The 18,595-nt window shown below is 73.7% G+C and carries 17 protein-coding genes; 10 read left to right on the forward strand and 7 right to left on the reverse strand.

The genetic code is table 11. The features are described from left to right. Nucleotides 1-194: 194 nt before the first annotated feature. Together pdxH and AC07DW_RS21350 are read left to right on the forward strand one after the other, a co-directional pair. Nucleotides 195-824, forward strand: coding sequence for a pyridoxamine 5'-phosphate oxidase (gene pdxH, locus AC07DW_RS21345; protein ID WP_478859271.1), 630 nt, complete (start codon nucleotides 195-197; stop codon nucleotides 822-824). A gap of 813 nt (nucleotides 825-1,637) precedes the next feature. Next, nucleotides 1,638-2,951 carry a PAS domain-containing protein gene (locus AC07DW_RS21350; RefSeq protein ID WP_478859239.1) on the forward strand — a complete coding sequence of 438 codons (1,314 nt, stop codon included), beginning with the start codon at nucleotides 1,638-1,640 and terminating at the stop codon, nucleotides 2,949-2,951. A 50-nt stretch (nucleotides 2,952-3,001) separates the two neighbouring features. Here the strand turns inward: AC07DW_RS21350 and AC07DW_RS21355 are convergent, their stop codons facing one another. Continuing rightward, entirely contained in the window at nucleotides 3,002-3,769 is a 768-nt protein-coding gene (locus AC07DW_RS21355) for an SIS domain-containing protein (RefSeq protein ID WP_478859240.1), read from the reverse strand. A gap of 154 nt (nucleotides 3,770-3,923) precedes the next feature. Here AC07DW_RS21355 and AC07DW_RS21360 point away from each other — a divergent pair, with 154 nt between their 5' ends. Both AC07DW_RS21360 and AC07DW_RS21365 read left to right on the forward strand, forming a co-directional pair. Then, nucleotides 3,924-4,616 (forward strand): iron-dependent transcriptional repressor DtxR, encoded by a 693-nt coding sequence (locus AC07DW_RS21360; RefSeq protein WP_478859241.1) that lies wholly within the window; start codon nucleotides 3,924-3,926, stop codon nucleotides 4,614-4,616. Between the two features lie 575 nt (nucleotides 4,617-5,191). Then, nucleotides 5,192-6,061, forward strand: coding sequence for an alpha/beta fold hydrolase (locus tag AC07DW_RS21365; protein WP_478859242.1), 870 nt, complete (start codon nucleotides 5,192-5,194; stop codon nucleotides 6,059-6,061). Here the strand turns inward: AC07DW_RS21365 and AC07DW_RS21370 are convergent. The 3 genes from AC07DW_RS21370 to AC07DW_RS21380 all read right to left on the reverse strand — a co-directional run bounded on the left by AC07DW_RS21370 (nucleotide 6,048) and on the right by AC07DW_RS21380 (nucleotide 9,187). Next, nucleotides 6,048-7,646 (reverse strand): transporter, encoded by a 1,599-nt coding sequence (locus AC07DW_RS21370; RefSeq protein WP_478859272.1) that lies wholly within the window; start codon nucleotides 7,644-7,646, stop codon nucleotides 6,048-6,050. The two genes, AC07DW_RS21365 and AC07DW_RS21370, sit on opposite strands and share 14 nt — an antisense overlap. Beyond that, nucleotides 7,625-8,416, reverse strand: a complete 792-nt coding sequence (locus tag AC07DW_RS21375) for an ABC transporter ATP-binding protein (RefSeq protein ID WP_478859243.1) — start codon at nucleotides 8,414-8,416, stop codon at nucleotides 7,625-7,627. Before AC07DW_RS21375 ends, AC07DW_RS21370 begins: the two co-directional genes overlap by 22 nt. A gap of 93 nt (nucleotides 8,417-8,509) precedes the next feature. Continuing rightward, nucleotides 8,510-9,187, reverse strand: a complete 678-nt coding sequence (locus AC07DW_RS21380; protein WP_478859244.1) for a bifunctional DNA primase/polymerase — start codon at nucleotides 9,185-9,187, stop codon at nucleotides 8,510-8,512. Nucleotides 9,188-9,562: 375 nt separating this feature from the next. Between AC07DW_RS21380 and AC07DW_RS21385 the strand changes: the two genes are divergently transcribed. Together AC07DW_RS21385 and AC07DW_RS21390 are read left to right on the forward strand one after the other, a co-directional pair. Next, nucleotides 9,563-10,945 carry a transcriptional regulator gene (locus AC07DW_RS21385; RefSeq protein ID WP_478859245.1) on the forward strand — a complete coding sequence of 461 codons (1,383 nt, stop codon included), beginning with the start codon at nucleotides 9,563-9,565 and terminating at the stop codon, nucleotides 10,943-10,945. 142 nt (nucleotides 10,946-11,087) lie between these two features. Next, on the forward strand, nucleotides 11,088-12,479 hold the full coding sequence (locus AC07DW_RS21390; RefSeq protein ID WP_478859246.1) for a hypothetical protein: 1,392 nt from the start codon (nucleotides 11,088-11,090) through the stop codon (nucleotides 12,477-12,479). Between the two features lie 76 nt (nucleotides 12,480-12,555). Here AC07DW_RS21390 and AC07DW_RS21395 read toward each other — a convergent pair whose 3' ends face one another. After that, nucleotides 12,556-13,827 (reverse strand): ABC transporter substrate-binding protein, encoded by a 1,272-nt coding sequence (locus tag AC07DW_RS21395; RefSeq protein ID WP_478859273.1) that lies wholly within the window; start codon nucleotides 13,825-13,827, stop codon nucleotides 12,556-12,558. Between the two features lie 169 nt (nucleotides 13,828-13,996). On the opposite strand from AC07DW_RS21395, the gene AC07DW_RS21400 reads away from it, so the two are divergent. Together AC07DW_RS21400 and purU are read left to right on the forward strand one after the other, a co-directional pair. After that, nucleotides 13,997-14,443 (forward strand): SCO4402 family protein, encoded by a 447-nt coding sequence (locus AC07DW_RS21400; RefSeq protein ID WP_478859274.1) that lies wholly within the window; start codon nucleotides 13,997-13,999, stop codon nucleotides 14,441-14,443. A gap of 46 nt (nucleotides 14,444-14,489) precedes the next feature. Beyond that, on the forward strand, nucleotides 14,490-15,341 hold the full coding sequence (purU, locus tag AC07DW_RS21405; RefSeq protein ID WP_478859247.1) for a formyltetrahydrofolate deformylase: 852 nt from the start codon (nucleotides 14,490-14,492) through the stop codon (nucleotides 15,339-15,341). 212 nt (nucleotides 15,342-15,553) lie between these two features. Here purU and AC07DW_RS21410 read toward each other — a convergent pair whose 3' ends face one another. After that, nucleotides 15,554-16,774: a zf-HC2 domain-containing protein gene (locus AC07DW_RS21410; RefSeq protein ID WP_478859248.1), complete on the reverse strand. Its 1,221-nt coding sequence runs from the start codon at nucleotides 16,772-16,774 to the stop codon at nucleotides 15,554-15,556. Further along, complete coding sequence (locus AC07DW_RS21415) at nucleotides 16,771-17,334, reverse strand: sigma-70 family RNA polymerase sigma factor (protein WP_478859249.1); 564 nt, start codon at nucleotides 17,332-17,334, stop codon at nucleotides 16,771-16,773. The genes AC07DW_RS21410 and AC07DW_RS21415 overlap by 4 nt, the downstream gene beginning before the upstream one ends. 217 nt (nucleotides 17,335-17,551) lie before the next feature. Between AC07DW_RS21415 and AC07DW_RS21420 the strand changes: the two genes are divergently transcribed. After that, complete coding sequence (locus tag AC07DW_RS21420) at nucleotides 17,552-17,926, forward strand: STAS domain-containing protein (protein WP_478859250.1); 375 nt, start codon at nucleotides 17,552-17,554, stop codon at nucleotides 17,924-17,926. Between the two features lie 31 nt (nucleotides 17,927-17,957). Next, complete coding sequence (locus AC07DW_RS21425) at nucleotides 17,958-18,476, forward strand: EF-hand domain-containing protein (protein ID WP_478859251.1); 519 nt, start codon at nucleotides 17,958-17,960, stop codon at nucleotides 18,474-18,476. Nucleotides 18,477-18,595: the final 119 nt, after the last annotated feature.

Raw genomic sequence — 18,595 nt, forward strand, 5'->3', positions numbered from 1 at the left:
GTCGTAGGGAGGGAACAGTGACCCAGCCCAAGAGTCTGTCGGGTTCACCCGATGCGGGGAAGCGTGACATCCGGCACACTCCGCCGAACCGGTCAGGAAGATTAGTGGCACGCGGTGCCGGGCAGACTGGGCGGCTACGGCAGGATGGCCCTGTGGCAGACGCTCTCGATCCCGCAGCTCTCGATCCGGCCGACATGCGCGAGCAGTACCGCACCGCCGAGTTCCTGGAGGCGGACCTCGCGGCCGAACCGATGGAGCAGTTCGCCCGGTGGTTCGCGCAGGCCGCCGACAGCGACGCGATCACCGAACCCAACGCCATGATCGTCTCGACGGCCACGCCCGACGGCCGGCCCTCCGCGCGGACGGTACTGCTGAAGCACTACGACGAACGAGGGTTCGTCTTCTTCACCAACTACGGCTCCCGCAAGGGCCTGGAGCTGGAGACCAACCCGTACGTCTCGCTCCTCTTCCCCTGGCACCCCGTCGCCCGCCAGGTGCTCGTCACCGGTACCGCGAGCCGCGTCGGCCGGGACGAGACGGCCGCCTACTTCCGCACCCGGCCGCACGGCTCCCAGCTCGGCGCCTGGGCGAGCGAGCAGTCCTCGGTGATCGCCTCGCGCGCGGAGCTGCTCGCCCGGTACGAGGAACTCGCGGCCCGCTACCCGGAGGGCGAGCAGGTGCCCGTCCCGCCGCACTGGGGCGGGTTCCGGATCGACCCCGGGACGGTCGAGTTCTGGCAGGGCCACGAGAACCGCCTGCACGACCGGCTGCGGTACGTGCGCGAGGGCGGGGCCGCCTGGCGGATCGAGCGGCTGGCGCCGTAGGCGTTCCCACGAGAAGTCGACGGCAGCGAGCGGCGGACCGCCCGCCACCAGCGCGTACTGGACGAACAGCGCCCCGCGCCGCGTCCGGTGGCCCACCGCGTCCCCGGGCAGGCACATCGCCCACAGTCCCACCAGCCCCGACGGGCTCAGGGACCACATGGCCAGGTCCTTGAGGGGCCGCTGACGCTCACCAGGTAGGCGATCCCCAGCAGCGCCGGTCCGGTCCCCGCGGAAGACGCGTACGGCCTTCGTGCCGGGCGCGAAGGGGTGCCGGCGGGGTCGCGGGCCGCCTCGCGGGCTTCGATGGCGTCGGGGTTGTCCGTACGGCCACCCCGCGCGGCGGCCGGCGGGTTCGGCGTCGGCGCCGGTACTCAACCTCGCACGCGTGTGCGTACCCGGACCGGTTCCCGCCCCCGGCCCGCGCGCCGTCCGGACCTCGGCCCCGCGCCGTTCGCCCCGGGCACGCAGAAACCCGCGGGCTCTGGCTCTCCTGACGGAGAGGCCGGCCGGATGTGCCGGCGAACCCGCGGGTCGGTGACTGCTTGGGATTGCGGCAGGAGGCCTGCCGACATTGCACAGAGTGCGACGACGGGCCTCAGCCCGCAGTCACCTCACGCATCCGAAAAGAAACCACTTCCGGATCACCTCCTTTCCTCGTGTGCTCCACACCCTAGAAAGCCCCGGCCGCGCCCCACAACCGGTTTTTCGCACCGGGTGATTTCCGGGAACCGGCTGTGCTCTGGGTCACGTTCCAGTTGAATGGCCGGTGGCGTGCACGTGCACGTGAGTACACGTCCTGCAGGGGGTGCCGGGATGAGTGCGTCCAGGAGCGAGACCGCCAAGGCTCTGGGGCCCGGGGCGGAGCTGCTCGCCGCGCTGCTCGACGGGATGGACGCCGCGCTGTGCGCGTTCGACGCCCACGGGGTGATCACCCACTGGAACCGCGAGGCCGAGCGGATCCTCGGGTGGAGCGCCGAGGAGGCCGTCGGGCGCACCGGGTTCGCCGGGTGGGCCGTGCGCAGCGCCGACGCCGACGACGTCCACCGGCGTCTGATGGCCGTCATGGACGCGCCCGGCCGTCAGGTGAACGAGTTCGCCCTCCTCCGCAAGGACGGCGGGCGGGTGCTGGTGCGGACCCAGTCGGCCGGGGTGCGCGGCGCGGACGGCGGGCCGGCCGGGGTGTACTGCGCGTTCAGCGAGGTGCACGCCCAGATCGACCTGGAGCGGTCGATCGCCCTGAGCGAGGCCCTCTTCGACGACGCCTCCTGGGGCGTCGTCCTGGTCGACGTGGACCTCCGCCCCACCGTGGTCAACGCCCACGCCGCACGGGCCCTGGGCGCCTCCCGTGCGTCGCTGCTGGGCCGGCCGCTCGGGGAACTGGTCGTGCAGGGCGTGGAGGAACTGGAGGGCGCCCTCCATCACGTACTGGCCGAAGGGGCGCCCCGGGCGCTGGTCGAGCTGTGGGTGACGCTGCGGACGCCGGAGGGGGAGCGGCGGCGCTGCTGGCGCAGCGGTTTCCTGCGGCTGGCGTCCCCGCTGGCGGAGGAGCCGGTGCCGCTGGGCATCGGGTGGCTGTTCCAGGACGTCACCGACGCGAAGCTGGCGGAACAGGAGGCCGACCGGCTGCGGTTCCGCACCAGCCAGCTGCACCGGGCGGGCAACGCGGCGGCGGAGTGCGAGGACCCGATGGAGGCGGCGGTCGTGCACCTGGACTTCGCGCTGGCCGGATTCGCCGACCACGCCCTGATGGACCTGGTCGAGGGCGACCGCCTCGTGCGGGCCGCCGCCTCCCCGACAGGTGCGCCCGGGCCGGTGGCCCGCCCGGCCGGCGCCGGGATCCCGGTCCGGTACGCGGCCGGGCACCCCGCCCTCCAGGCGGTGGACCGGGCGGGTTCCGTGCGGGCGAGCGCCTCGTCGGAGGCGTGGGCGGCCGAGCGCCAGTGGCCGCGGGAGGCGGCGCACGCGCTGTGCGCGGTGCTCCGCAGCCGGGGCCGGACGCTGGGCGTGGTGACCTTCCTGCGCTCCGGCAACCGCCCGGCCTTCGAGCGCCCGGACGCGGTGTACGCCGAGAGCGTCGCGGCGCGCGTGGCGGCGGCGGTCGACCTCGCGGGCACGGCCGGCGGCTGAGCGGCGGCCGGCCCCCGGGGAGCGGGCGGCGGTGCGACCGGAGCGGGTGCCTAGTGGCGGAAGAAGATCCGGTCCGCGTACTCGCTCATCACCCGGCCGTTCCACTCGTGGCCGCCGTCGACGTTGCCCGAGCGCAGCAGGGGAGGTTCGATGCCTCGTGCCACCAGGGCCTCGGTGGCGGCCGCCATCACCGCCTGCATCAGGGCGCTGGTGACGACCGTGGACGCCGGGGCGAACGGCGCCTCGACGCCCTCATGGGTGAGCTCCGCGTCCCCCACGGCGATCTTGGAGTCCAGGACGACGTCGCAGTGGTCCTTGAGGAAGGTGCCCGACACATGGCGGGGCTTCGTCTCGCGCGCGTACGCCACCGACGTGACGCCGATGACCTTCAGGCCGAGCGCGCGGGCGTTCATCGCCATCTCGACGGGCAGGGCGTTGCGACCGGACAGCGAGACGACGATCAGCACGTCGCCGGCCCTGGCGGGCGAGGAGTCGAGGACCGCGCCGGCCAGGCCGTCCACCCGTTCGAGGGCGGATCCGAGCGTGGCGGGCATGACGTCGACGCCGACGACGCCCGGTACGGCGAGCAGGTTCACCAGCGCCAGCCCGCCGGCCCGGTAGACCACGTCCTGGGCGGCGAGCGAGGAGTGGCCGGCGCCGAACGCGAACAGCCGGCCGCCCCCGGCGACCGTGTCGGCGATGGTCGCGCCGGCGGCGGCGATCCGCGGCGCCTCCTCCTCGCGCACGCGCTGGAGCAGGGCGATGGTGGCGTCGAAGAACCGGTCGGCCAGCTTGCTCTCACCGCTGGTGTCAGGCATGGCGTCGGGCCCCTTCTCTCCGTGTCGCGGATCACGTTGCGGTCTGGACCATTGCTCTGTCAATACCGGGGGTCGTCCACGGCGCGGCACGGTTGTCGGCGCCATGCGCAAGAATTGAGTCAGGGCCAGCGCACGAATATCTCGAGGGGCACGTATGTCCGGACTGATCGACACCACGGAGATGTATCTCCGCACCATCCTCGAGCTCGAAGAGGAAGGTGTGGTGCCCATGCGCGCCCGCATCGCCGAGCGGCTGGACCAGAGCGGGCCGACCGTCAGCCAGACGGTCGCCCGGATGGAGCGGGACGGTCTGGTGACCGTCGCGGGCGACCGGCACCTGGAGCTGACCGACGAGGGACGCCGCCTGGCCACGCGCGTGATGCGCAAGCACCGGCTGGCCGAATGTCTGCTGGTCGATGTGATCGGCCTGGAGTGGGAGCAGGTCCACGCCGAGGCCTGCCGCTGGGAGCACGTGATGAGCGAGGCGGTCGAGCGCCGCGTGCTGGAGCTGCTGCGGCACCCCACGGAGTCTCCGTACGGAAACCCGATCCCGGGTCTGGAGGAGCTGGGCGAGGAGGCGGGGACCGAGGCGTTCCTGGACGAGGGCATGGTGTCGCTGGCCGAACTGGACGCGGGCCCGGAGGGCAAGACCGTGGTGGTGCGCCGGATCGGTGAGCCGATCCAGACGGACGCCCAGCTGATGTACACCCTGCGCCGCGCGGGCGTGCAGCCCGGTTCGGTGGTGAGCGTCACGGAGTCCGCGGGCGGGGTGCTGGTCGGCAGCAGCGGTGAGGCCGCGGAACTGGGCGCGGACGTCGCGTCGCACGTCTTCGTCGCCAAGCGCTGACCCCCGGCCCGGGGGCGCCCACCCCGCCGGTGGGGGCGGGAAGCGGTCCCCGGCTTCCCGGGAGGCCGCGGGCCGGGCGCAGTGCGGGGGAGCCGCCGTCGGTGCCGCAGGCCGCCGCGGGGGGCCGTCCGGCACGGCTCCGCCCGGGCGGGATCCCGCCCACGAGGGGGCGGAACGCGCTTTCGAGCGGAATGGCAGCGCACGGGCAGCCGCCGTGCCAGTCTTGGCCTGAGGCATATGACCTGAGTGGGCGGCGGCCCAGGCTCCGCGCCCGGGGAGGGAGCAGGTTGATGCGCCCGCCCGGACGTCCTGAACAGCGCGAGAGCCCCGGCGCCTCGCGACGCCGGGGCCCGGCCTCCCCTGTGTCGACCCGGAGCCCCGAGCTCTCAGGGTCTTTCCCCTCGGACCCTTTTCCCCGAGCGGTCCGCCTCCCGATGAAGATCTCCCCTCGGCGACGGCCGCCAATCCTGGAGCCGGGTCACTCGAACGAGCGGTGTTGCGGGCGGGAGCCCTTTTTTCGAATGCAAGTTCGATAGTCTGGCTCGCGCACGTGACAGAAGGGGGTGTCAGGACACATGGTGCGACGCATCGACCTGACCGGAGCCGACGGCTTACGCCTCGCCGCCTGGGAGTTCGCCGACCCGCCGAAGGACCGGCCGGCCGGTGACGCCGACCAGGCGCCCGGGGTCCTCCTCCTGCACGGCCTGATGGGCCGCGCCGCGCACTGGGCCCCGACCGCGCGCTGGCTCTCCGAGCGGTACCGCGCGGTCGCGCTCGACCAGCGCGGGCACGGGCGCAGCGCCAAGCCCGCCGAAGGCCCCTTCACCCGCGAGGCGTACGTCGCCGACGCCGCCGCCGCGGTCGAGCAGCTCGGGCTCGCCCCGGTCACCCTCATCGGCCACTCCATGGGGGCCCTGACGGCCTGGCAGCTCGCCGCGGAGCGCCCCGACCTCGTACGGGCCCTGGTCATCTGCGACATGCGCGCCTCCGCCCTGGGCGCCGCGTCGCAGCGCGAGTGGGAGGACTGGTTCCGCTCCTGGCCGCTGCCGTTCGCCACGCTCGCCGACGTACGGAGGTGGTTCGGCGAGGACGACCCCCGGGTGGAGCGCCCCAACCCGGCTCGCGGCGCGTTCTTCGCCGAGGTCATGGCCGAGGGCCCGGACGGCTGGCGGCCCCTGTTCTCCCGCCGCCAGATGCTCACCTCCCGCGAGACCTGGGTCTACGACGCCCACTGGGACTCGCTGGGCCAGGTCCGCTGCCCCACCCTCGTGGTCCGGGGGCTCGACGGCGAACTGGGCCGCGCGGAGGCCCAGGAAATGGTCCGGGTCCTTCCCCAGGGGCGGTACGCCGAGGTCCCGGACGCCGGCCACCTCGTCCACTACGACCAGCCGGAGGGCTGGCGCGCCGCCCTCACGCCCTTCCTGGAGGAGGTCAGCCCTTGCTGACCGCCGCCAGGATCTCCGGGAGCCGGTCCGCCGTGCGCGGTGCGGCAACACGCAGGCCCGCCCAGGCCAGCAGCGCGCCCCAGGCCGCGCCCAGCACCAGGAGCAGCAAGCGCCCCGCCATGTCCGCGTCCGTCACGTTCAGCCAGATCGTGAGGGCGATCGGCGGCGCGCACAGCAGCGCCGCCGTGACCATGCCGCCCGTGAGGGAGATCCACGCCAGCCCCGCCTGTCCCGGTGCCACGTTCTTGAACCCGCTGTCCTGCGGAATCGAGTACGGGAAGAGGGACGACGCCACCGCGCCCGTCCCCAGCATCGCGCCCAGCACCCCGAACGACAGCCCCAGCGCCTCCGGCAGCGTCCGCCAGTCGCCCAGCACCGCGGCGGTGACCGTGGTCACCACCACCACGAACGGCAGGGTGATCACCAGCAGGGCCAGGGCACGCCCCCGCAGCTCCACGTAGGCGTCGCGCGCCGAGGAGATCGTCGTCGCGACCATCCAGAAGGCCGAGGTGTCCTGGCCGAACTGGTTGTACATCAGGATGCCGAGCATCCCCGCCGCGAAGCACGCGAAGTACACCGACCCGGTGCCCTGCAACGCGTTGAACAGCGGCACGATCAGCCCGATCGCCAGCGACGTCACCCACGCCGCCTTCGTCCTGGGGTCGCGCACCACGTACCGCAGACTCCGCGCCACCACCGTGCCGGTCCGCCCCTCGGGCCACAGCCACCCCGGGGTACCCGCCCGCGACGGACGGGAGGCCGCCGCCAGGGTCGAACCGTCCGGCGCCGTCATCAGCCGCACCAGGCTGCGCCGCCAGGCGTACAGCAGCGCCCCCAGCGCGGCCACCGACAGCAGCAGGCCGGCCACGGCCTCCCCGTACGCACCCTCGCCCGCCGAGCCGACCGCCGCGACCGCCGACGCGGGCGGGATCCACCGCACCACCTCCGCCACCGGGTCCAGCGCCGACAGACCGCCCGCCCTGCCGAGCCGCTGCGCCCCGAAGTTGACGACCTGGATGCCCACCGCGATCACCAGGCCGCTCAACACCGCCAGGTCCCGGCCCTTGCGGGACGTCAACAGCCGGACGTTCGCCGCCGCGACCGACCGCGCCAGCGCCACGCACACCAGCAGCACCAGCGGGACGGCCACCACCGCCACCACCGCCGCGAACGCCCCGCGCGCCAGCGCGACCGCCGAACCGGCCGCCAGGCACAGCGTGAACAGCGGCCCGATCCCCACCAACGACGACACCAGCAACGCCCGCACCAACGGCCCCGGCTGCAACGGCAGCATCACCAGCCGCGTCGGATCGAGCGTCTCGTCCCCGCTGGGGAAGAACAGCGGCATCACCGCCCACCCCAGCGCCAGCAGCCCCGTCAGCAACACCGTGACCGTGACCGCGTGCGCGCTGCCCCGCAGCAACACCAGCCCCAGCAACTGCCCTGCCGCGAACAGCAACGCCAGCACGGCGGACGCCGCGTACGCCGCCGTGCGCCCGGCCGACTGCCGCAGACCATTGCGCAGCAACGACACCTTGAGCCGTACGAGCACCCCGGTCGGCGTCACCGGCCACCGCCCAGCCAGTCCAGCGACTCGCCCGCGTCCCGGCCCCGCGCCCCCACCAGCTCCAGGAACGCGGCCTGCAACGACGGCGCATCGCCCCGTACCTCGGCCAGCGTGCCCTGCGCCCGGACACTGCCCGCCGCCATCACCGCGACCCAGTCGCAGAGCGACTCCACCAGCTCCATCACATGGCTGGAGAACACCACGGTCGCACCCGAGGCCGTGTACCGCTCCAGCACCCCGCGGATCGTCTGCGCCGACACCGGGTCCACGCCCTCGAACGGCTCGTCGAGGAACAGGACCTCGGGATTGTGGAGGAGCGCCGCCGCGAGGCCGATCTTCTTGCGCATCCCGGTCGAGTAGTCCACGACCAGCTTGTTCCGCGCCCCCGCCAGGTCCAGCACGTCCAGCAGTTGGGCCGCCCGCTTGTCGACCTCGTCCCCGGGCAGCCCCCGCAGCCGCCCGGTGTACGCGAGGAGCTCCCGGCCCGACAGCCGCTCGAACAGCCGCAGCCCCTCCGGCAGCACACCGATCCGGGCCTTGACGGCGGCCGGATCGCGCCACACGTCATGCCCCACCACCTCGACCCGGCCCCGGTCGGGACGCAGCAGCCCCGTCACCATCGACAGCGTCGTCGTCTTCCCCGCCCCGTTGGGACCCACCAGCCCGATGAACCGGCCCGCCGGAAGCACCAGATCCACCCCGGCGACGGCGATCTGCTCGCCGAACCGCTTCCACAAACCCTCGACCCGCACCGCCGGTGCGAGCCCCTCCGCCACTTGGTCCGGCATGGTCACTGCCTCCCGTAGTCCCCGTGAAACACGGGACCAGCCTACGGACGCGCCGGCGCGCGCGGAGGGGTCGCGACCGGCAGTCAGCGCCGGTCAGGCCTGCCGGGTCCGGGCATCGGCGGCCTCCCGGGCGCAGGCGTACGCCAGCGGGCAGATCAGCTCCTCCACGTCCGGCAGCCACCGGTTCGCCGGTGTGGGGTGACGCGCCCACTGCACCGCGCCGCGCCCGCCCACGCGGGTCGGCGGAGCGGCCACGTACATCCCCTCGCCCCGTGCCACCAGGTCGATACCGCTCGGCGACCACCCCAGCTTGCGGACCAGGTCCGGCACCTTGGCGGCGGCGCCCGGCAGGACGAAGAACATCGTCCGGCGGTCCGGGGTGCAGGTGACCGGGCCGAGCGCCAGGCCCATCCGCTCCATCCGCGCCAGCGCCAGGCAGCCCGCCGCCTCCGGGACGTCCAGCGCGTCGAACGTGCGGCCCGTGGGCAGCAGGATCGACGCCCGGGGCTGCTTCCCCCACAGCCGGCGCGCCGCCACGGCGCTGCCGGTCGCCTGCGCCGCCCAGTCCGGACGCGCCGGGTGCGCCCCCGGCGCGGGACAGGCGGTGTCACCGCACGAGCACCGCTCCGTGCCCTCGACCGCCTCCAACCAGGTACCGGGGAACACGTCCCAGTGCCGGTCCTCCGCGTACCGCACGGCGCTGTCCAGCAGTTGTTCGCCGCGCTGCTTGGGGATCTGTGCGGCTTCCGTGACTCCGATGGTCTCTTCCACGAAAGAACTCAACTCCCCACCCCACCGGGGGTTACGGGGCGCGGGAAGGGAGGCCGAGGAGCATCGATTCGGCATCCGGGGCGCATGGAAGCACGGACGGGGGCGCGCATGAGCGCCGGGTGCGGAGCCCGGGTAGCCACTGTCGGGGGAGGTGGGAACACCGCGGTCTCCCGCCATCGCACGACCTGTCGGTCTTCGTCGGCACATGGTGCGGGACCAGCCGCTCCGGTGCCTTCCACCCACTTCGGTAACTGTGCGTGCCCTTCCTCATGGTTCCTCGGTTTCGTCAGTGTTCGCAGGTCAACTTCTGCATTCTCCGCATATCAGCCGGGCAGTGATCAGCAGACCTGATCACCGCGGCAACAGGGGGTAGTCATGGCAGCGAGGCCGCTCGTCGCCCGTCAGCCGAACGAACGGCTGCAGGCTCTCATCCAGGAAGCAGGGTGCTCCAACGCCGGGCTCGCCCGCCGGGTGAACATGGTCGGGCAGGAGCGCGGACTCGACCTGCGGTACGACAAGACGTCGGTGGCCCGCTGGTTGCGCGGCCAGCAGCCGCGCGGACGGGCGCCGGGAATCATCGCCGAGGCGCTCGGCCGCAAGCTGGGGCGGACCGTCACGATCGACGAGATCGGCATGGCCAACGGCAAGAACCTCGCGTCCGGCGTGGGCCTGCAGTTCTCGCCGACCGTGCTCGGCGCCGTCGAGCAGGTCTGCGAGTTGTGGCGCAGCGACGTGGGGCGGCGGGACTTCCTGTCCGGTTCGACGGTGGCCGCCTCGGCGCTGGTCGAGCCCAGCCGGGACTGGCTGATCACGGGCGCCGACCCGCAGGTCGCCCGGCAGGCGGGTTCGCGCGTCGGGACGGCGGACGTCGAGGCCGTGCGGGCGATGACGGCGGCGCTGGTCGAGCTGGACCACCGGTTCGGCAGCGGGCACGTGCGGCCCGTGGTGGTGCACTACCTGAACAGCGTGGTGTCGGGGCTGCTGTCCGGCTCGTACCGGGACACCGTGGGCCGTCAGCTCTTCGCCTCGGTGGCCCGTCTGACGGAGCTGGCCGGGTACATGGCGGTGGACACCGGGCAGCCGGGTCTGGCGCAGCGGTACTACATCCAGGCGCTGCGGCTCGCGCAGGCGGCCGGTGACCGCGGGTACGGCGGGTACGTACTGGCCGCGTCCATGAGCCACTTGGCGGCCCAGCTCGGCAACCCGCGGGAGATCGCCCAACTGGCACGTGCGGCGCAGGAAGGGGCGCGGGGGCACGTCCCGCCGCGGGCGGAGGCGATGTTCCTGGCGGCCGAGGCGCGCGGGCACGCCCTGCTCGGCGATCTGCGCACCTGCCAGGAGGTGGTGGCACGGGCGGTGGCCGCGATGGACCGCTGCGACCCGGAGTCCGGTGACGAACCGGCGTGGATCGCCCACTTCGACCGGGCGTACCTGGCGGACGAACTGGCGCACTGCTACCGGGACCTGGGCCGGCCCGAGGAGGCGGCGCGGGCGGCGACCGAGGCGCTGGACGGGCATCCCGTGACCCGGGCGCGGCGGCGCGCGATCGGCCTGCTGCTACTGGCCACGGCGCAGGTCCAGCAGCGGGAGGTGGAGGCCGCCTGCCACACCGGCACCCGTGCGGCCGAACTGCTGGGCACCCTGCGGTCGTCGAGGGGCGCGGAGTACCTGGACGACCTGCAGCAGCGCCTGGAGCCGTACGCGAACGAGCCCGCGGTGCGGGAGTTCGGTGCCCGGCTGGAGCTCCAGGCCGCCTAGGCGCCACCGTGCGGCCCGTCTCATCAGCGCCGTGGGGGAGGTTCTTGTTACTGCCGCCACACACGTGTGCGCGGGCTCCTCGTCACCCGGTAGCGTGAGCCGACGCTTCCGTAGGTTTACAGGTTCACACGTAGGAGTCCCGGTGACGCAGAGCGGACAGGGCCAGGAGCCGCACCTTCCCGCGGCGAGGCCCGCGCACGAGGGTGTCGTGCTGCCCGCCGAGGGCACTGAGGCCTGGGGCGCGGCAGACGCCGGGCCGTCCGGGGGCCGGCCGTGGGGCGGCTCCTGGGGGCCCCCGGACGGGCAGCAGCAACCCCTGCCGCCTCAGCAGCCGGGCGCGTACGACCAGCAGCCCCCGGCGTACCAGCAGCCCCAGCAGCCGTACCAGCACCAGCACCAGCCGTACCAGGCGCAGGCGCCTCACCAGCCGTACCCGCAGGACCAGGGGTACGGGGCCGCCGCCCAGCCGCTGCCGCCCGAGGCCCCGTCGGGCGGCGGCGACGCGGACGCCACCCAGTACCTCCCGCCGGTCGCCGCTCCGGGCGCGGGGCCGATGCCCATGCCCGCGCCGGTGCCGCCGGAGAGCCCGGCCGGGCCGACGCGGTTCCCCGGCACCGGTCCGGCCGCCGCCGCCGGCGACGGGGACGCCACCCAGTACCTCCCGCCCGTCCCGCCGCAGCCGTCGGGCGCGCCCTTCGGGATACGCCCCGGGGCGCCCGGCGACCGGCAGCCGCCGGCCGAGTTCGACAGCCTGTTCCGCGACGACGCCGCCGCCACGCAGCACATGCCCCCGGCCGGGGCCCGGGCGCCGGGCCCGCAGGCGCACCGGCCGTACCAGGCGCCACCCGCGCAGCAGCCCCCGCAGCCCGCGCAGCAGTACCACGAGCCCGCGCAGCGCCGGTCGTCGAAGCTGCCGCTGATCGCCGCCGTCGTCATCGGGTGCACCGTCCTCGGACTGGGCGCGGGCGCCCTGCTCAGCGGGGGCGAGGACGAGCCGAGGGTCCCGACCGACAAGGCCGGTGTCGCGGCCGCCAGTTCGCCGACCCCCGGCGCGGGCACCTCGCAGGCCGCACCGGACCCGGCGAGGACGCAGGCGGAGGCTCTCGACAAGCTCCTCGCGGACAGCAACAACAGCCGCGAGGCGGTGATCCGTTCGGTCGAGAACATCAAGAAGTGCCAGGGTCTCGACCAGGCCGCCGCGGACCTGCGCGGCGCCGCCGGCCAGCGCCGGGAACTGGTGACCCGCCTCCAGGGCCTGTCCGTCGACAAGCTGCCGGACCACGCGGCACTGAGCGCCGCGCTGACCAGGGCGTGGCAGGCGTCCGCCTCGGCCGACGACCACTACGCGGCCTGGGCCGTCGAGGTCAAGGGCAAGAAGGGCTGCAAGGGCGGGAAGGCGCGCAGCACGGACGAGTTCGCCCGGGGCAACCGGGCGAGCGGCGAGGCGACGACCGCCAAGCAGGAGGCCTCCGGGCTCTGGAACGGCATCGCGGGCACCTACGGCCTGACCCCGCGCCAGCCGGCCCAGCTGTGAACCGGCGGTCCTGAGCGCGGCGAGACACCCTCGGGGGGTGTCTCGCCGGTCACGCCGGGCTCGTGGCGCCTGCCGGCTAGTGGGCGGCGGCCTCGCGGAGTGTGGGGCCGACGTCCACGAAGCCTTCCTTCTGCGCCACCAGCCGCCCCTCCCGGACCACTTGGAAGGTGACCTCGCTGTTGATCGCCCTCGGGGTGCCGGGCGTGCCGAGCATGTCCTCCCAGCGCCAGCGCAGCGGCGGGGTGAGGCCGCCGGTGTCCACCCGCACCCCGCGGTGGAGTGCCTGGCCGATGAGGCCCGGGGTGACCTTCTGGTCGCCGAGCGATTCGACGACCTCCCTCAGGACGGTGTACGCGATCCAGGTGGTCTGGACACCGGTGTCGGCCGGGTCGATCCGGTTGTCGGCGAAGGCGTGCTCCCGGAGCACCTGCTTCATCGGCTCCCAGCGCGGGTCGCCCGCGTCCGGGTACCAGCCGGTCAGGTAGGCCCCCTCGAAGGGGCCGTCCGCGCCACCGGTGCGGTCGATCAGCGGCTGGTCGACGCTGCCGAGGACGGAGGAGACCTTGACGTCCTTCCCGTCGGCGGGGAGCCGGCGGAAGGAGTCGAAGAAGTTCGCGGTGTGCTCGCCCAGCGCGGCGGTGACGCAGCCGCCCTTCTTCCCGGCCTTGTCGCGGGAGCGCCGGGCCTCCTCGGTGTACTCGCCGGCGTCGTCGGCGGCCGGGATGTCGGCGGCGGTCCGGTGGTGCCCCTGGGCCAGGCCGGTGTTGAGGATCCGCGGCAGGTCGGCACCGGTGAGGGTGTCGGGCCGGACGAGGGATACGCGGTCGCACACGTCGGCGAGCTGGATGCCGTTGCCGGCCAGCAGCGCGGCCTGGCCGCCGTTCACGGGGTAGGAGACGGGGCTGCGGAACTCGTCGTCCGTGAGCCCGTACCCACCGATGTACGGGATGTTGGCGGCTTCCAGCGGAGGCATGAAGGCACGGCCGTTCTGGCTGTACGAGCCGACGACGGCGACCACGCCCTCCTGGACGGCGCGCCGGGCGCACGCGGCGGCGGCCATGGGCTCATTGCCCTCGTTGCAGGTGAGCACCCGCAGCTCGTGACCGTTGATGCCGCCCCGGGCGTTGACCCAGCGGGCGTACGCCTGCCCCATGGCCGGCATCCCGGGCATGTTGGTCGCGCGGGTGTTGTCGGGTGCCCAGGTCATGACGGTGATGGGTTCCCTGGAGCCCCCCGTGGCTCCAGGGAGGACCCCGCACCCGGCCAGCAGACAGGCCGAGCCGAGCACCGCCGCGGTCCTGAGGAGGGAGGGGGAGGAGGGAAGGCGTCGCCTGCCTTTACCGGTCATGGGCATGCACAATTCCGCCCCATGGGTAACGCGGCAGTGAGGGCGGTGCAACGCTGGGTGACACCGAGGTGAATTGCGGGGGCCGGTCCGCGGGGTGTGCGGGGGAACGTACGATCGAAACGTGTCAGCTTCCGTGAACTCTTCCCGTCGCGGCCGTCGCTCCTCCACCATGGGCGGCATGCCGCTCACAGACATGCCGTGGTGGCGCTGGCGCGCCAACGTGCGCTCGGCGCTGCACATGCTCTCGGACCCCGTCTTCCACCAGGAGTGCTGGCTGGCGGGCCTGGAGGGGTACGGGGACGTCACCGACGCCGTGTACCGGCTGGTCGAGGACACCTGGCTGGACAACTGGTCCGCCGAGAAGTACGTCGGCACCATATTCAGGGACTCGGGCGAGGCCGCGCTGGTCGACGTCGCGGTGCTCCGCGTGCTGCGGATCATGCACCAGGTCGGCCCGGACGCCCCCGTCTCCGCCTACATGGGTCACCACGGCTGGCCCGAGGCGGTCCGGGCGGCCCGGGACGCCCACGTACGGCTGGCCGTCAACGACGGCGAGGACCCGGACGCGCCGCCGCGCTCGCTGGACGTACTGCGGATCATGACCCGGTCCGCCTGACGGACCGGCGTCCTGCCGCCTGCCGCGAATGTGGCATCCTGCCAGGATGACCGACCAGTACGTCCTCACGCTCTCCTGCCCGGACAAGCAGGGCATCGTGCACGCCGTTTCGAGTTACCTCTTCATCACCGGCTGCAATATCGAGGACAGTCAGCAGTTCGGCGACCGGGACACCGGCCTGTTCTTCATGCGGGTCCACTTCTCCGCCGAGACCCCGGTCACCGTGGACAAGCTGCGCGCGAGCTTCGCGGCGGTCGGCGACTCCTTCGCGATGGACTGGCACATCAACCGGGCCGACGAGCGCATGCGCGTCGTGCTGATGGTGTCGAAGTTCGGGCACTGCCTCAACGACCTGCTGTTCCGCACGCGGATCGGCGCGCTGCCGGTCGACATCGTGGCCGTGGTCTCCAACCACACCGACTTCGCCGAACTCGTCGCCTCGTACGACATCCCGTTCCACCACATCCCGGTCACCAAGGACACCAAGGCCCAGGCCGAGGCCGAGCTGCTGGAGCTGGTGCGCGCCGAGGACGTCGAGCTGGTCGTCCTCGCCCGGTACATGCAGGTGCTGTCGGACGACCTCTGCAAGCAGCTGAGCGGCCGGATCATCAACATCCACCACTCGTTCCTCCCGAGCTTCAAGGGCGCCAAGCCCTACCACCAGGCGCACGCGCGGGGCGTGAAGCTGATCGGCGCGACGGCCCACTACGTGACGGCCGACCTCGACGAGGGCCCCATCATCGAGCAGGAGGTCGAGCGGGTCGGCCACGAGGTCACCCCCGAGCAGCTCGTCGCCGTCGGCCGTGACGTCGAGTGCCAGGCGCTGGCGCGGGCGGTCAAGTGGCACGCGGAGCGCCGCATCCTGCTGAACGGCCGCCGCACGGTCGTCTTCACGTAGGGGCTCCCGCCCCCTACGTGCCCCGGGTTCCGGGCGCCGGTTGCCGCCGGGGGCCGCTCCGCGGGGGTGTCCCGGGCTCTCCTTCGCGGGCTCGGTCGTTCTACGCGCGGAACCCCCCATCGCGCGTCCCCCTTCGGGGCGGCCCGGGGGTCCGGTGGCGCGAGCCCGGGCGTCGCAGCCCCGCCACCCAGGGGCGCGAGCCCCGGGGATGCCTACAGGCGGCTGAGGGAGGCCGCGGCGAACAGGACGTCGCGGATGGCCTCGCGGTCGCCGTCCTGGCCGGCGGCCGCTTCCTCCGGGGCGATGTGCCCCGCCACCAGCTGGCAGAACTCCACGCCGTCCAGTGCCACCTGCGCGACCTTCCGGTCCCGGGAGCCGACGGCCGCCGGGGAGTCCAGGGCGATGTACCAGTCGCCGCCGCCCGAGCCCTCGACCTCCAGGTGGAGCGAGCGGCCCGGCGCGCCCGCCGTGACCAGGTGGCGGGCCGGGGCGGCGAGGCCCGCGCGGCGCCGCTCGGCGAGGGCCGCCGGCAGCAGACGGGCCGCCAGGTCGATCATGCCGTGCAGGTGCGCGCCGCTGGGCGGCTCGTACGGGTAGTCGACGGCGTTCGCGATGTCGTCCGCGTGCACCCAGCACTCGAAGGCCCGGTCCAGCAGCGCGTCCCGCAGCGGCAGCGAGAAGTCGCCGTACGACACGGACAGTTCGGCCACGCCGCGGCCCGCGAAGGACACCGTGCGGATCAGGGTGTGCGCCTGGTCCCGCCATGGTCCGCGGACCGCTCTGGTGGGCGGGTGGTGCGGGCCCCGCCAGTGCGCCTCGGTGCGCTCGGTGGGGGTCTTCGGCGACAGCGCGTCGTCCAGGCCGATGGCCGTCGCGACCAGACCGTCGACCGCCTGGAGGTGGCCGATCACCCCCGCCACGGTGGTCCGGCGGCTCACGCTCCGATCGTGCTCGAACCACTTGAGCCGCACCGGCGCGTGCCACTCGGAGTCGCCGATGTCCCGCAGCAGCGCGTCCAGCCGGGCGGTCTCCGCGTCGTACGGACCGGCCCAGTCGGGCACCGGGATCCGCGCGGGGCGGCGGCCCAGGCAGTTCTCCAGGACCCGGGAGCGCAGCAGCGGGTCGAGGTCCAGGTCCCGTTCGTGGTGGAGCAGCCCGACCGCGTCCCGCAGCCGGAGGGCCTCCTCCGCGCAGGGGGCGCACTCGGTCAGGTGCTCCTCGACGGCGGTCGTCTCCTCGGGCGAGCAGGCGGACAGCGCCCACGCGCCGAGCAGCGACTGGAGGACCTTGTGCGGCAGGGGCGGCGGCGCGCCCTCCGGCGCGGGCAGCGCCTCGTAGTTGTCGGCTGCCCGTCGGGGGGACGGTATGCGCGGCACTCCGCCCACCTCCTCGCGGCCCTCGTCGTGGCCACCGCTGTCGAGCGGCCCGGTCACAGCGCCCGCCCGTCCACCGGCCGGCTGTTCGCGGTGGCCAGCAGCTGGAGCCCGAGCCGCAGCCGGCGCCGCGCCTCGTCCTCGGTCACGCCCAGGTCCGCGGCGGTCTGGCGGTAGTCGCGGCGCTGGAAGTAGGCCAGCTCCAGGGCGGCGCGCAGCGGCGCGGGCATGGACTGGACGATGAAGTCGGCGCGGGCGGACACCGCCGCGCGGCGCACCTTCTGCTCCAGCTCCTCGGTGGATCCGCCGCCCCGCTCCTCGTACGCCTTCGCCTCCGCCTGGCGCAGCCGGTGCACGGCCTGGCGGCGGGTCAGCTTCGCGATCCAGGAGCGCATGGACCCCTCGCGCCGGGGGTCGTAGGCGTCCGGGTTCTCCCACACGTACCCGAAGACCTCGCGGGTGACCTGGTCGGCGGCCGACTCGTCGTCGAGGACGCGGTGTGCCGTGTTGTGCACGAGGGAGGCGAAGCGGTCGTACAGCTCACCGAGGGCGGCCGCCTCGCCGCGCGCCAGCCGCTGCTGCATCCTGCGGTCCCAGCGCGGTGGTGTGTCCTTCGCCATCCGGTGCCCTCCCGACCCGACTCCTCACGAATGTAATGCGCCGCACGGACAACGCGCCCTTCTTTGAGGCAAGTGCCCCGTGTGCCGCCGCCGGATGGTAAGGAAATCGTCACTACGGGTGGATCGTGTTTCATGGGAGGGCGATGGGGCAGCAGCGGCGCGAAGGAAGCACCGCTTCCGGTTCGGGGCCCCGGTGGGATCGGCGAAGGGTAGGCGTGTGACGCTCACGGTGGACGAAGCCGAGCACGGTGCCTGGACGGTGCTGAGCATCCGGGGCGAACTGGACCTGGTTACCTCCCCCGTCGTCCGCAGACGTGTCCACGACGCGGTGGCCGACGGCAGGCACGATGTGGTCCTGGACCTGTCCGACGTGCTGTTCTGCGACTCCAGCGGCGTGGGCGTGCTGATCGCGTCCCGCCGGCTGCTGCACTCCTGCCGGGGCAGGCTGCGGCTGATCCTGCCCGCCCAGGGCGCCGTCGAGGGCTCGCACGTCAACCGGGTCCTGGCGGCCCTCGGCGTACGCCGCCTGTTCGCGGTGTACGCGGACGTCGCCTCCGCCACCGGCGAGGAGGACGAGCAGCTCTCGGCGTGACGCCGCCCCCTTCGCGACGTACCCTCCCGGCATGGACGCAGAGGAGTTGTACCAGCGCCGGATCGCCTCGCGGTTCGCCGCCTTCGACCAGGACGGCAACGGCTATGTCTCTCGCGAGGACTTCACCGCCGCGGCGGGCCGCCTGCTGGAGGAGTTCGGCACCTCGTTCCGCTCGGACAAGGGGCAGGCGCTGGCCGGCGGGGCCGAGGCCTTCTGGCAGGGGCTGGCCGGCATGGCGGACGTGGACGGCGACCAGCGGGTGACGCGGGGCGAGTTCGTGAACGGCGCCGTGAGGCGGCTGCGTGACAACCCGGACCGGTTCGCGGAGATCGCCCGCCCCTTCGTGCGGGCCCTGCTCGCCGTCGCCGACCAGGACGGCGACGGGAAGGCGGGGACGGCGGAGGTGGAGCGCGCGCTGCGGGCACTGGGCGTCGAGGCGCACGCCGCCGCGCTCGCCGCGGAGTCGCTGGACCTGGACCGCAGCGGGCTGGTCGACGAGGAGGAGGCCGTCACGGCCTTCGTGCGGTACTTCATGACCCGGGAGCCGTGAACCCGCCGGCCCGGTGCGACGGCCCCGCCCGGCGGAGTGTCTGACGGGCCGTCGGATCCGGCGGTCCGGCGCGTCGCCGGGGCGGTGCCGACCTGGCGGCGCGCGACGCGGTGCGTACG

This window comes from Streptomyces sp. NPDC045701 (genome assembly GCF_056432045.1).

Bases quoted from the DNA above. Each gene is read 5' to 3' on its own strand.
- pdxH (WP_478859271.1), top strand. From the start codon at position 195: ATGCGCGAGCAGTACCGCACCGCCGAGTTCCTGGAGGCGGACCTCGCG.
- AC07DW_RS21350 (WP_478859239.1), top strand. From the start codon at position 1,638: ATGAGTGCGTCCAGGAGCGAGACCGCCAAGGCTCTGGGGCCCGGGGCG.
- AC07DW_RS21355 (WP_478859240.1), bottom strand. From the start codon at position 3,769: ATGCCTGACACCAGCGGTGAGAGCAAGCTGGCCGACCGGTTCTTCGAC.
- AC07DW_RS21360 (WP_478859241.1), top strand. From the start codon at position 3,924: ATGTCCGGACTGATCGACACCACGGAGATGTATCTCCGCACCATCCTC.
- AC07DW_RS21365 (WP_478859242.1), top strand. From the start codon at position 5,192: ATGGTGCGACGCATCGACCTGACCGGAGCCGACGGCTTACGCCTCGCC.
- AC07DW_RS21375 (WP_478859243.1), bottom strand. From the start codon at position 8,416: ATGCCGGACCAAGTGGCGGAGGGGCTCGCACCGGCGGTGCGGGTCGAG.
- AC07DW_RS21385 (WP_478859245.1), top strand. From the start codon at position 9,563: ATGGCAGCGAGGCCGCTCGTCGCCCGTCAGCCGAACGAACGGCTGCAG.
- AC07DW_RS21395 (WP_478859273.1), bottom strand. From the start codon at position 13,827: ATGACCGGTAAAGGCAGGCGACGCCTTCCCTCCTCCCCCTCCCTCCTC.
- AC07DW_RS21400 (WP_478859274.1), top strand. From the start codon at position 13,997: ATGGGCGGCATGCCGCTCACAGACATGCCGTGGTGGCGCTGGCGCGCC.
- purU (WP_478859247.1), top strand. From the start codon at position 14,490: ATGACCGACCAGTACGTCCTCACGCTCTCCTGCCCGGACAAGCAGGGC.
- AC07DW_RS21415 (WP_478859249.1), bottom strand. From the start codon at position 17,334: ATGGCGAAGGACACACCACCGCGCTGGGACCGCAGGATGCAGCAGCGG.
- AC07DW_RS21425 (WP_478859251.1), top strand. From the start codon at position 17,958: ATGGACGCAGAGGAGTTGTACCAGCGCCGGATCGCCTCGCGGTTCGCC.